The 12,727-nt window shown below is 74.0% G+C and carries 11 protein-coding genes; 3 read left to right on the plus strand and 8 right to left on the minus strand.

The window, feature by feature from the left end; translation table 11 throughout:
• The first annotated feature begins 288 nt into the window (after positions 1-288).
• Complete coding sequence (locus tag ACIP4O_RS12130; protein WP_401574255.1) at positions 289-942, plus strand: hypothetical protein; 654 nt, start codon at positions 289-291, stop codon at positions 940-942.
• Positions 943-1,041: 99 nt separating this feature from the next.
• Here ACIP4O_RS12130 and ACIP4O_RS12135 read toward each other — a convergent pair whose 3' ends face one another.
• The 8 genes from ACIP4O_RS12135 to ACIP4O_RS12170 all read right to left on the minus strand — a co-directional run bounded on the left by ACIP4O_RS12135 (position 1,042) and on the right by ACIP4O_RS12170 (position 10,501).
• Positions 1,042-2,403 carry an aldehyde dehydrogenase family protein gene (locus tag ACIP4O_RS12135; protein WP_401574257.1) on the minus strand — a complete coding sequence of 454 codons (1,362 nt, stop codon included), beginning with the start codon at positions 2,401-2,403 and terminating at the stop codon, positions 1,042-1,044.
• Entirely contained in the window at positions 2,400-3,521 is a 1,122-nt protein-coding gene (locus tag ACIP4O_RS12140) for a hypothetical protein (RefSeq protein ID WP_401574259.1), read from the minus strand. The genes ACIP4O_RS12135 and ACIP4O_RS12140 overlap by 4 nt, the downstream gene beginning before the upstream one ends.
• A 119-nt stretch (positions 3,522-3,640) precedes the next feature.
• Positions 3,641-4,924 (minus strand): glucarate dehydratase family protein, encoded by a 1,284-nt coding sequence (locus tag ACIP4O_RS12145; protein WP_401574261.1) that lies wholly within the window; start codon positions 4,922-4,924, stop codon positions 3,641-3,643.
• Positions 4,921-5,859 (minus strand): 5-dehydro-4-deoxyglucarate dehydratase, encoded by a 939-nt coding sequence (locus ACIP4O_RS12150; protein WP_401574263.1) that lies wholly within the window; start codon positions 5,857-5,859, stop codon positions 4,921-4,923. Before ACIP4O_RS12150 ends, ACIP4O_RS12145 begins: the two co-directional genes overlap by 4 nt.
• A 241-nt stretch (positions 5,860-6,100) precedes the next feature.
• Positions 6,101-6,412, minus strand: coding sequence for a DUF4190 domain-containing protein (locus ACIP4O_RS12155; protein WP_401574265.1), 312 nt, complete (start codon positions 6,410-6,412; stop codon positions 6,101-6,103).
• A gap of 292 nt (positions 6,413-6,704) precedes the next feature.
• Complete coding sequence (locus tag ACIP4O_RS12160) at positions 6,705-7,325, minus strand: DUF4232 domain-containing protein (protein ID WP_401574267.1); 621 nt, start codon at positions 7,323-7,325, stop codon at positions 6,705-6,707.
• A gap of 117 nt (positions 7,326-7,442) precedes the next feature.
• The gene (locus ACIP4O_RS12165; RefSeq protein WP_401574269.1) at positions 7,443-9,089 is read right to left on the minus strand and encodes an amidohydrolase family protein; all 1,647 of its coding nucleotides are present in this window, start codon (positions 9,087-9,089) and stop codon (positions 7,443-7,445) included.
• A gap of 74 nt (positions 9,090-9,163) precedes the next feature.
• Entirely contained in the window at positions 9,164-10,501 is a 1,338-nt protein-coding gene (locus ACIP4O_RS12170) for an amino acid deaminase (protein ID WP_401574271.1), read from the minus strand.
• Between the two features lie 214 nt (positions 10,502-10,715).
• Here ACIP4O_RS12170 and ACIP4O_RS12175 point away from each other — a divergent pair, with 214 nt between their 5' ends.
• Positions 10,716-11,939 carry a sugar kinase gene (locus ACIP4O_RS12175; protein ID WP_401574273.1) on the plus strand — a complete coding sequence of 408 codons (1,224 nt, stop codon included), beginning with the start codon at positions 10,716-10,718 and terminating at the stop codon, positions 11,937-11,939.
• Complete coding sequence (locus ACIP4O_RS12180; RefSeq protein ID WP_401574275.1) at positions 11,936-12,727, plus strand: IclR family transcriptional regulator; 792 nt, start codon at positions 11,936-11,938, stop codon at positions 12,725-12,727. Before ACIP4O_RS12175 ends, ACIP4O_RS12180 begins: the two co-directional genes overlap by 4 nt.

Genomic DNA, 12,727 nt, shown 5'->3' on the forward strand with positions numbered 1-12,727 from the left:
CGACCATGCGAAGGGCGACGAGGAAGCCCCGACCTGTCACAACGGACACGGCGTCGAACGCAGCGTTGATCGGACTCACCTCCTCGGTCGGCGGGCGGACGCACGGCGCGCAGACGTTAACACGGGCCGCGCAGGGCGGTGTTCACGGGACGGGAGCACGGGCCGCGGGAGGGGCGAGCCGGGAAAGGCGCTGCCCGGCTCGCACGCCCTGGCGGTCCTGGTGTCCCGCATGTCGCCCTCGGTACGTTGGCTGCGCTCTGGAGTCGTTGTTGTTACGGGGGTTGACCTGTGAAGTGCCGATCGGTCGCGTACGTCCTGACCGCTGTCGTCTGCGGGGCCGGACTTGTCGCCTGCGGCAATGACGACGGGGGAGGTGAGGACGACAAGACGGTGGCGGGCGCGGAGCCGACACCGGCCCGCCCGGACACCTCCCCCTCGGCCTCGGAATCCGCGCGGGCGTCGCGGCCGGAGATCGAGCTGCCGGCCGACGTGAAGTTCTCCTTCGACTGGCGCACGGGGGACAAGCTCGAGGACGAGGTGCTGGCCGACTCCGAACAGCGCATCGCGGCAGTGGAGATGGCGATCGCGGAGCAGGACCCCGTACACGCCGCCTACCGCTTCTACTCCGAGGGCGCGGCTGCGGCCGACAGCCAGAAGTACATCCAGTCGTTCGTGGATCACAAGGCCCGGACGACCGGCCTGACCCGCGTCTACGACGCCAAGGTAGAGGTCGACGAGGGGCCGGGGAAGGCCCGCCTGGTGTATTGCGAGGATCAGAGCAAGGCGTACAACAAGTTCCTCGAAACGGGGAAGGCCGACGTGTCGGAGCCGGGACCGGACAGTTATGTCCTTTACTCCAGCTCGCTGACCAGGGACGCGAAGGGCGTCTGGGTGACCGAACGCCTCCTGTCGACAAGGGGCGCGGCGCAATGCCGGCCGTGAGGTGAGGGCGCGGCGCGCTCGCCGTGGCCGTTTCGGTCCTGCGCACCGTCGGCCCGTCCCCCGTTGACGGGCCGCCCCTGCCGGCCGCACTCGCGGCCACTACCCCGCGAACTCCCCGAGCAGCCCGCGCGGCACCCCCTGCAACGCGACCGGTCGCGTGAACCGGTCGACGGCCGCCGTGCCGACGCTCGTCGACCACGGCGCGGAGGTCGCGGGCCAGGGGCCGCCGTGGACCATGGCCTCGCACACGGCGACGCCCGTCGGGACGCCGTTCCAGACGACGCGGCCCGCGCGCGACGCCAGGGCGCGCAGCAGCGGGGCGGCGGTGGGCTCGTCCGTCGGGGTGCCGAGGAGCGTCGCCGTCAGGCTGCCCGGGAGAGTACGGGCGAGGGCGGCGTACGAGGTGACGGGAGCCGTCGCGAGGACGACCGCCGGGCCGAAGTGCTCGTCGAGCAGCTCGCCGGTGAGAGCGGTGGCGGGGACGCGGACGGCGAAGGGGCCCGGGGCCGCGGGCGAAGCGGTGACCGTCGCGCCCGGCAGGGCACGCGCCGCCTCGCCCCACGCCTCGTGGGCGCGCGCCATGGGCGCGGTCAGCATCCGGTGGGACGGCGCGGCGGCCACCGCCTCCGCCAGAGCCCCCGCCAGCTTCTCGCCCTCCGGCGTCTCCGGGAGGACCACGAGGCCCGGTTTCGTGCACAGTTGGCCCATCGCCCGGGTCACCGAGCCCGCGAGCGCCGTCGCCCACTCCTCGTCCACCACGGCTCCCGGCAGGACGAACACCGGGTTGAGGGAGCCCATTTCGGCGTAGACCGGGATCGGCTCGGGACGGGCCGCCGCCGCGTCCATCAGGGCGCGGCCCCCGGTCAGGGAGCCGGTGAAGCCGACCGCCCGGATCTCCGGGGCCCGCACGAGGGTGAGCGAGACGTCCGCACCCCCCTCCACCAGCGAGAACACGCCCTCCGGGAGCACCCCGCCGAGCGCCCGCGCCACCGCCCGCCCCGTCTCCGGCTGCGCCGGGTGCGCCTTCACCACGACGGGGCAGCCCGCCGCGAGCGCCGAGGCCGTGTCGCCTCCGGCCACCCCGAACGCCAACGGGAAGTTGGAAGCCGCGAAGACCGCGACAGGCCCCACCGCGACATGGAACGTGCGGACGTCCGCGCCCCCCGCCGCGACGCCCGCCGAGACCAGCTCAGGGGCGTGCCGCCCCGCCGCGACGTGCGCGCCGAGCAGCCGCAACTGCCCCGTGGTGCGCGCCATCTCGCCGCGCAAGGCGTCCGGTGCGAGGCCACTCTCGGCCGCCGCGACGGAGACGATCTCCTCCGTCGCCGCCTCCAGTGCCGCCGCGCACGCGTCGAGCAGGTCGCGGCGCGCCGCGGGCGCCAGCGCGCCGAAGCCCTCCGCCGCCGCGCCCGCCACGCGGGCCGCCTCCGTCACGGAGTTGGTGCCGGTCGTGTCCGTCATGCCTTCGTTCCTTCCGCCTGTTCCAGTTGCCACTCACGCACGATCTTTCCCAGGACCTCCAGGCGCGCGGCGGGAGCGAGGCCCAAGTGGTAGAGCCCGAGCCCGCTCGCCCCGGCGGCACGCAACCGCCGCACGTGCGCCGGGACTTCGTCCGGCCGCATGGGCGGGAGTGTCGTCACGTACGCCTGTACGGGGGTACCGCTGTCCGTCGCCACCGCGATGACCTCTTCGCTCGCCCGGCCCACCGGCCACACCGGGACGAGGAGCGCGTCGACGTCGGCGGCGGCGCGGGGGGTGAGCCCCGGTGAGGGCCCGGTGGCCCACGGGTCGGGGTGCGCGTGGAGGGTCACGGGCGCGCTCTGTGCCTGGGCGCGCACGGCGGCGATGACCCCGGCGCGCAGGGCGTCGGTGGCCTCGTGGCGCACGGCCAGGAGCGTGGCCGCGAGGTCGCCGGAGGGCGGGCGGCCGGTGCGTACCGCCGTGCGCAGGGCCTCGCGCACCGAGCCGGGGCGGAGACCGTGCGCGGACCAGGAGTTGGCGCAGGCCGCGCAGCAGCACACCGAGAGCCAGCGTGCCTCGTCCGCCGTCCAGGCGCCTTCCGTCTTCTCGTGCGTGCCCGCGTGGACCACGCCCAGCTGTCCGCAGCCTTCGAGCGACACACCGTCCACGGGAACGCCGTCCAGGGCTTCGGCGGCGAGCGCGGCCGCGTACGCGCGGACCTCGCCGTGGGAGGGGCAGAGCGCGTAACGGTAGTGCTCGCCATAGCAGTTGACGACGGTGAGGTCCGGGTGCGCGGTGCCGAGCCGCGTGTCGTGGCCCAGGACGAGCCAGGCCGTGATCGCGAGACCTTCCGCGCGCAGAAGGTTCGCCGCCGTGGCGAAGGGGTCGGGGTCGCCGCCGGTCCACGAGGGGGCCGCGGGGCGCAGCCGGGCGCCGGCCCAGCGGGGCGCGGCCGGGTCGGGCGAAGGGCGGTAGAGCGCGGAGTGGGCGGCGTCGACGAGGCGGCGCGCGGGGTGGTGCGGGGTCGCCGCGCGCGTCGAGTGGTACGTCGCCGCGAGCGTCACAGAGGTGAGCCCGGTGGCGCGGACCCGGGCGGGGAATCCCGGGTCGCCCAGCACGTCCCAGGGGTAGGCGTGGCCGGAGAGGCTCGCGGGCGCGGTACGGGGTCGGGCGGCGCCCGCCGCGACGGGAGCTTCCGCCTGGGTCCCCGCCCTCCGCGGACCGCCCTCGCCGGGGCTCACCACTTCGCCCGTCCCACCGTGAAGTCGGGTACGAAGCGCCGCATGTACGTCGTGTCGTCGCGTTCGGTGATGCCGCAGCGCGTGTAGTTCTCGTGCAGGCGCGCGAGGGCGTCCCGGTCGAGCGCGACACCGAGTCCGGGCGTCGTGGGCACGGTGACCTTCCCTCCGTGGAAGGTCAGCGGGTGCTCCACGACGTCCGTGCCGTCCTGCCACGGGGTGTGCGTGTCGAGCGCGTGGTCCAGGACGGGGACCGCGCCCGCGAGGTGGACCATCGCGGCGAGCGAGATGCCGAGGTGGCTGTTGGAGTGCATCGAGACGCCGACGCCGAACGTCCGGCAGATCGCGGCGAGTTCGAGTGAGCGGCGCAGCCCGCCCCAGTAGTGGTGATCGGCGAGGACGACCTGCACGGCGTTATTCGTGAAGGCGGGGGCGATGTGCTCGAAGGCCACGACGCACATGTTCGTCGCGAGCGGCATCCCCGCGCCGCGCGCGACCTCCGCCATCCCGTCGATGCCCGGCGCCGGGTCCTCCAGGTATTCGAGAAGCCCGCGCGTCTCCCGCGCGACCCTGAGGGAAGTCTCCACGGTCCAAGCGGCATTGGGGTCGAGTCGCAACTCGTGCGCGGGAAAGGCGGCGCGCAGCGCGTGCACGGCGGCGACCTCCTCGTCGGGCGCGCGGGTGCCGCCCTTGAGCTTGATCGACTCGAAGCCGTAGCGCTCGGTCATGGCCCGCGCCTGCCGCACGATCCCGTCCGCGTCGAGCGCCTCGCCGAAGGAGTCGGGCGCCGCCCCCGGATGGCCCGCCCACTTGTAGAAGAGGTAGGCGGAGAAGGGCACTTCGTCACGGAAGCGCCCGCCGAGCACGTCGCAGACGGGGCGGCCGAGTGCCTTGCCCTGCACGTCGAGGCACGCCACCTCGAAGGGCGAGTAGACCTGGAGCAGCGTCTTCTCGCGGGTGGCGGGACCTATCAGGCCGTGCTTGTCGCCCGAGGCGGCGGCCCCGTCGAGCGCGGCGGCGGCCCTGCGGTAGGCGTCCGCGAGGTCGAAGACGTCAAGGCCGTCGAGCGTGGCGGCGGTTCTGCGCACGAGGGCGAGGTGCGCCGCGTCGCCGTACGTCTCGCCGAGCCCGTACAGGCCCTCTTCGGTGCGTATCTCGACGATCGTGCGCAGTGCCCACGGCTGGTGCACCCCGGAGGCGTTGAGGAGGGGCGGGTCGGGGAAGGCGACCGGCGTGACGACGACCTCGGTGACGCGCGGGCCGCGCGCCGTGGCGGCGCTCACGCGGCGACTCCTCGCGCCTCGATGCCCGCGAGCGCGGCCCGCCCGCGCGCGATGATGTCCTTGAGCTCTGCGACGTGCTCCTCCGAGGCGTCGAGCAACGGCGGGCGTACGGGGCCGACAGCCAGGCCGGCGAGCCGCGCGCCCGCCTTGGGAAGGGCCACCGCGTACCCGGGTGCCTTGTCGCGCAGGCGTACGAGTGGCACGTAGAACTCGGCGAGGAGCGTGCGCACGGCGGCGTCATCTCCGCGCGTGCTCGCGCGGTGGAAGGCGACGGCGATGTCCGGGGCGAAGCACAGGACGGCCGAGGAGTAGCCGGTGACGCCCATCGCCCGGTAGGCGGGGACCGAGATCTCCGCCGTGGGCAGCCCGTTGACGAAAGCGAAACTCTCCGCGCGCGGGTGCCCCGAGGTCCGTACCGTCGCGATGATCCGCTGCGTCGCGTCCACGTCGCCGCGACCTTCCTTGATCCCGGCGACGGTCGGAAGGTCGAGCAGCGCGAGCGCGGACGGCGGGTCCAGTACGGCGTTGGCGCGCTGGTAGACGACGAGCGGGAGGGCGGTCGCCCCGGCCACGTACCGCACGTGCGCGACGAGCCCGGCGGGCGCGGATTCCACGAGGTACGGGGGCATGAGGAGCAGTCCGTCGGCCCCGGCCTCGGCGGCGCCGCGCGCGAAGGCGGCGGCGAGGCGCGGACCACCGCCGACCCCCGCGTAGACCGGGACGCGCCCGGCCGCGACCTCGACGGCTGCCGCGACCACGGCGCGGTGCTCCGCCGCGTCGAGCGCCGAGAACTCCCCTGTGCCGCACGCCACGAAGAGCGCGGCGGGCCCGGCGGCCACCTGCTGCTCGACGTGCTCGGCGAAGACGTCGCGCGCGAAGGTGTCCTGTGGGGTGAAGGGAGTGAGCGGGAAGGAGTACAGGCCCTCGGGCAGCATGAGTGTCCTCGCAGACGCGTTCCTGTGCGTGTGTTCATATACGTGAACAGTGTGCTCGTATGTGATCGATGTGCAGCGTCAACGTAATCCCCGGAATGCGGGGGGTCAATGGCGCCCTGACGTACGAGCGTTCGTGCGACGTGCTGTGGAGCGGCCTGTCGGTGGTGCGGTCTCCCGGGGGCGGGCAGGAGAACGGCCGCCCTCCGAGGGGAGAGCGGCCGGGGGTGCGTGTGGGAGGGGGTCAGGAGGCGAGGACCGCGAAGGCGATCGCCCAGAAGACGAGCGCGCCCACGATCGACACGGCGCCGGTCACGATGCCCGCCGTCCCCATGCCCTTGCCGGGCGCGCCCGCCTTCGCGCGGCGCGTCGTCATGACGCCGAAGACCACGCCGAGCACACCGAGCGCGAGCCCGAGGATCGGGATGAGCCAGAAGAAGATCAGACCGCCGATACCGGTCACGAGCGCGGCGACCGCCAGGCCCGGCGTCTGCGTGCCGGTCGCGGGGCGGCCGTGGTAGGAGGTGCCGGAGGTGGGATTGCCGTAGCTGCTCACGGGATGATCCTTCCCTGGTGGAATCGTGCGGCTCGGGTGCCTTTCGCTGTGTGTGCCGGGTGCCCGTCTGGAGCGAACTCACGCGCGGAGGGGCGGAATTGGGCGGAGGGGGCGGGTCCGGTACGGGGCGGGCCGAAGGGGCGCGGGTGCGGCGAAGGGCCGCGGGTGCGGCGAAGGCACGGGTGTGCGGCGAAGGGCCGGGGCAAGCCCCCCGGCGCGCCCCGGCCCCGCGTCCGTCATTCCGTACGCCGTCCCCCGTGCCCCGTCCTCGTGACGTCGGCGGCGTCCCGGGTCAGCTCACCTTGTAGGCGTACGCCATCGGCGTGACGCTCAACAGCCCGTTGTCGACCCACTCGTCGAGCTTCAGCGTCTTGTGGGTCGTGGAGGCCGGCGGGGTCACGACGAGCTTGGCGGCGTGCCGCGCGTCCGGGGTGCCGGTGTTGGCGTGGGTCCAGGCGATGACGGCCTGGGCGCGCTCGCCGTTCTTGAGGGTCAGCGTGGTCTTGCCCGGGTCCTTCGCGTACCAGGTGCTGCCCCACGCCGTCTTCGACGTGAGCGTCTTGCCCTTCGCGTCCTGGAGCCCGAGACCCGGGTAGCCGCGCAGGGCGCACGTGTGGCCGCTCGTGTTCTTGAGGTCCAGGATCGCGCCCGCGTGGTTCATCCCGCCCGCGAGGCGCTTGCTCAGCGAGGCGCTGAGCCCGGCGGTCGTGCACGTCGGCGTCGCGGCCTTCGCGCTCGTCCCCGAGGCGCTGGCCTGCGCCATCGTGACGGCCCCGACCGCGCCCGTGAGCGCGAGCGCGGCGAGCGGGGCGGCTATGCGCCGCGCGATCCGGCCCTTGCGACCGGGCTTCGCGGCGGTGCCGACGCGGGGGTCGATGTCGGTGATCTCGTTCGTGCTGCCGGTCATGGCCATCGTCCTTTCCTCGTGCGTGTACGAGGTTCGATGGCGAGGCTCGGCGGAAAGTTCACGGATGGGCGAAGATTTTTTCCGGCACGCCCGGCCGGCCCCCGGCGCGGCCTCCGCAAGACCTCAGCGCCGCCCCGTCCCCCGTACCGAACGCCCCGGCGTCGCCTCCGTCCGCTCACCGTCGCGCAGCACGAAGTGCCCCTCGACCAGGACGTGCGGGATGCCGACGGGGAGTGTGCGCGGGTTCTCGAAGGTCGAACCGGCCGCGACCGTCGCCGGGTCGAAGAGGACGAGGTCGGCGCGGTAGCCCTCGCGCACGAGGCCCCGGTCGGCGAGCCGGAGCCGCGCGGCGGGGCGCGAGGTGAGGTGCTGGACGCACTCCGCGAGCGAGAGGACGCCCAACTCCCTTACGTACCTGCCCAGGTACTGCGGGAACGTGCCGTACGCGCGCGGGTGCGGCTTCGCGCCCTGGAGGATGCCGTCCGAACCTCCCGTGTGGACAGGGTGCCGCATGATCGCGCGGACGTTCTCCTCGTGCCCGACGTGCTGGAGGATCGTCGGGCCGAGCCGGTCGGCGCGCAGCAGTTCGCGCGCGTACGTCCACGGGGTGACTCCGCGCGCGGCGGCGGACTCGGCAACCGTACGGCCCACGGCGTCCGCCAGTTCGGGCGAGGTGACGCCCGAGATCTCGATCGTCTCCCACTCCATCGGCACACCGTGGCAGCCGTCCGAGCCGACGACTTCGAGGTCGTACCTGACGCGCTCGGCGGTCTCCGGATCGGCGAGCCGCGCGAGCGTCGCCTCGGGGCCGCCCTCGCTCGCCCAACTGGGCAGCACGGCGGCGAGCGTTGTCGAGCCCGGGGTGTACGGGTACGTGTCGAGGCTGATGTCCGCGCCGGCCGCGAGCGCCCCGTCGAGCAGCGAGACCAGCTCCGCCGCGCGGCCCTTGTTCACGCCGAAGTTCATGGTGGCGTGGGCGAGATGGAGCGCGCAGTCCGCCTCGCGCGCGAGGGCGATCATCTCCTCGTACGCCTCCAGCGCGCCCGCGCCGTACGAGCGGTGGTGCGGGCAGTAGTAGCCGCCGTACTCGGCGACGACCCCGCACAGCTCGGTCAGTTCGGCGTCCTTCGCGTACATGCCGGGCGTGTACGTGAGCCCCGAGGACATGCCGACGGCGCCCTCGCGCATGCCCTGCGCGACGAGTTGACGCATCCGGTCCAGCTCCGCCGCTGTCGGCGGGCGGTCCTCCCAGCCCATCGCGTGCATACGGACCGTGCCCTGCGGGATGAGGTACGCGGCGTTCACCGCGAGGCCCTGCCGGTCGAGCCGGTCCAGGTACTCGCCGACCGTGCGCCAGTCGAAGTCCACCGCGTCGTCCCCGGGCCCGCCACCGTTCCACCCCGCGATCGTGCGGCGCACCTCGGCCAGCGTGCGCTCGTCGACGGGCGCGTACGAGATGCCGTCCTGGCCCAGGACTTCGAGCGTCACGCCCTGCGCGACCTTCGCCGTGTGCGCGGGGTCGCGGAGCACGGCGAGATCGCTGTGGGCGTGCATGTCGATGAAGCCGGGGGACAGCGCGAGCCCGTCCGCGTCGAGGGTGCGCGCGGCGGACAGCCTGGCACCATCCTCCCTGCCGATCCCGGCGATCCGCCCCTCGCGCAGCAACACGTCCGCGCGGTAGGGCTCTTGCCCCGAACCGTCGACCACGAGGGCGTCACGGACGAGGAGTTCGGGGGCGGGGGCCGGTGAGGGGCTGGCGGCTGCGGGCATGGGGCTTTCCTGTTCGGGGAGTTGCGCTTCGGAGGTTGTGTACGGTCCGGGCGGGGGCCCGACTCCGAACGGCTCTAGAAGAACGTCCGCACGTAGTCCGTGACCGTGCCGTCCGCCGTCACTACGGGGATCAGCTGCCACTTGTCGAAGGACGTGCACGGGTGCGAGAGGCCCAGGCCGAGCCAGTCCCCGACCTCCAGGTCCGCCCCCGCCTCCGTACGCACCCAGCCGTGCTGGTCCGAGAGCCCGCTCACCGCGATGCCCTCGGCGCCGCGCACCTCGCCCGTCCGCGCGTCCCGTACCGCCTGCGCCTCGGGCAGGTCGAGGTCGTACGCGGCGTCCCGCTTGCCCGCGTTGACGAACGCCTGCTCGGCGGAAGGACGGGAGACGACCTGCGCCCACAGCCGGAAGGCGGGGTGCAGCGCGCCCTCGTCCGGTACGCGGTTGAACGGCGTGAGGTGCTTGTAGTGCCCGTCGTCGTGCGAGACGTACGCACCCGAGCGCAGCAACTTCCGCACAGGAGCGCTCAGTTCACCGATCTCCGCGAAGGCGGTCGCGACCGCGTCGAACCAGGCGCTGCCCCCCGCGCTCACGATGATCTCGTCCACGCCCGCTCGGGAGAAGCGGCCCGCCGCGTCGAAGTCCGCGAGCAGCGCGGTGAGCCTGCGCAGCCAGGCCAGCACGCGCTCCGGGTCCGCGTCGGGCACCTCGCCCTCGTACCCGGCGACCCCGACGAGCCGCAACGTGCTTGTCGCGGCGACCGCGTCCGCGACCGCCGCGCACTCCGCCTCCGTCCGCACCCCGGTGCGCGCGCCCTCACCCGCGCCCAGCTCCACGACCACATCCACGCGCCGCGCGCTCGACGGGCCCGCGGGCAGTGCCTCGGCGGCCTCGCGCAGCGCCGCGTCCATCAGCTCCACGCCCCGCACCGAGTCCACGTAGGCGACGAAGACGAAGTCCGGGTCGGCCGCCAGCTCGGCCGCGAGCCAGCGCAGCGCCGCCGCGTCGACCAGCTCGTTGGCAAGGAACACCCGCGGCACGCCGAAGGCGCGCGCGACCCGGACCTGGTGCGGCACCGCGAGCGTGACGCCCCAGGCACCGCGCTCCAGCTGCTGCTGGAAGAGCTGCGGAGCCATCGACGTCTTGCCGTGCGGGGCGAAATCGAGGCCATGGCGCTCGGTGTACGTCTCCATGAGCGCGAGGTTGTGCTCCAGGGCCTCGGCCGAGAGCGCGAGCACGGGGGTCGTGAAACCGCCGGTGAAAAGGTTTCTGCGCTGACCGGCCAGCTCGGCGACGGTCAGTCCCTCGGCATCCGGGGGCAGCCCCTTGAAACGGCTGTCCACGCGGGCCGAGGAAATCCGGTCGAGCGCGAGCCGGTCGAGTGCGGCGGGGCGGCTGTGCCCAGCGGTCATGACGTACTCCCAAGGGGGCCGAGGCGGCGCGTACCCCTCCGAAACCGGCGGTACGCGTTGCGCAGAATGCAACGCTCATTGCGTATGTCGCTTCATGGTGTCTAACATCCTGGACGAGTCGGGGTCAATGAGGCGGGTGGGACGCCGACCCGTCACCGGCCCTGGGAACTCCACGCCGGGATTCCTTCCCCGTACGCACGACGAGAGGCAGACCGTGAGCGCGACCGACACCGCAGCCGCGACCGTTCCGGCACCGGCCCAGGCCCCCGCACCGGCCGCCGGGGAGCCGGGCCCCGGCGCGGAGGTCGTCTGCCTCGGCGAGTCGATGGTCACCTTCGTCCCGCAGACCACGGGCCGCCTCGCCGACGTACCCGCCTTCACGCGCGCCATCGGCGGCGCGGAGTCCAACGTCGCCTGCGCCCTCGCCTCCGGCGGACACCGCGCCCGCTGGGTGAGCCGGGTCGGCGCCGACGGCTTCGGCGAGCACCTCGTGGACGCGATAGCGGCGTACGGCGTCGACACGAGCGCCGTCACGCGCGACCCCGCGCGCCCCACCGGCATCTACTTCCGCACCGCGGCCGACCGGGACGCGGACGCCGCCTTCGAGGTCGTCTACTACCGCGCGGGCTCCGCCGCCTCCGCGATGTCCCCGCACACCGTCCCGCTCGACGCGCTGCGCGACACCCGCGTCCTGCACGTGACCGGCATCACCGCCGCGCTCTCGCCCGACTGCCTCGCCCTCCTGCGCACCCTCACCGAGCGCCGCGCGGGGCGCCCCCTCGTCTCGTTCGACGTGAACTTCCGGGCGAGCCTGTGGCCCGACAAGGCGGCGGCGGGCGAGGTCCTGCTCGGCCTCGCGCGCGGCGCCGACCTCGTCTTCGTCGGCGAGGACGAGGCGAAGACGGCGTGGGGCGTCACGGGCGGACCGCGGGCGGTACGCGACGCGCTCCCCGAGCCGACGACGCTGGTCGTCAAGCAGGGCGCGGGCGGGGCGACGGTGTTCACGCGGGAGACGGGGGAAACGGGGGAGGTGGCGGGGGCTGTCGCGGGGGATCTGGCGAGGGGACTCGCGGGGGACCTCGCGGGGCGCGGTGGCGAGGCGGCCCGTACGGATGGCATCACCCATACCCCCGATGCCGTGATCCACGAGCCCGCGCCGCGTGTCGACGTCGTCGCGCCGGTCGGCGCGGGTGACGCCTTCGCCGCCGGATACCTCTCCGGACTCCTGCGCGGCCTGCCCGCCGCGGGGCGGCTGCGGCAGGGACACCTGCTCGCCGCGAACGTCCTGACCGTGGCCGCCGACCTCACCACGCCCCCGCCGCGCGCCCTCACCGACCGCCTCGCCGCGCTCGACGCGGAGGAGTGGGGCGGGCTCGCGCTCGGCCCCGGCTGGGCGGAGCGCCTGGGTGCGACGAGGCCGAGCGAGGCCGACGCATGAGCCAGACCGTCGACCGCGCGCTGAGCATCCTGCCGCTGCTCGCCGAGGGCCCCGCCGACCTCGGTGGCGTCGCGGAACGACTCGACGTGCACAAGTCCACGGCGCTGCGCCTGCTCCGTACCCTCGCCGAGCACGGCCTCGTCTACCGCCAGCAGGACGGCCGCTACCGGCTCGGCGCGCGCCTCTTCGCGCTCGCCGCGCAGGCCGTCGAGCACCTGGACGTACGCGGCATCGCCCACCCGCACCTCGTGCGCCTGGGCGAGACGTGCGGGCACACCGTGCACCTCGCCGTGCACGAGGAGGGTGAGGTCGTCTACCTCGACAAGGTCGACAGCCGCTACCCGGTCCGGATGTACTCGCGCGTCGGCAAGACCGTCCCGATGACCGTGGCCGCCGTCGCGAAACTCATCCTCGCCGACCTCCCCGAGCCCGAGCGCCGCGCCGTCGCCGAGCGCCTCGACTACCCGCGCTACACGCCCCGTTCGACCCCGGACGCCGCCGCGTACCTGAAGGAACTCGCGCGCGTACGCGAACAGGGCTGGGCCACCGACCTGGGCGGCCACGAGGAGTCCATCAACTGCGTCGCCGCCCCCGTGCGCGGCGCCGACGGGCGTGTCGTCGCCGCCCTCTCCGTCTCCGCGCCGAACGTCGTCGTCAGCGCGGACGACATGCTCAGTCTTCTCCCGCTCGTGCGCCGCACCGCCGACGCCGTGAGCCGGGAGTACGCGGGAACGCCCGAACCGGGCGCGCCCGTTGCCGCCAGTGAACCGCCGAACAAGGAAGCCTGA

The sequence above is a fragment of the Streptomyces sp. NPDC088923 genome, assembly GCF_044749745.1.
Taxonomy (GTDB): Bacteria; Actinomycetota; Actinomycetes; order Streptomycetales; family Streptomycetaceae; genus Streptomyces.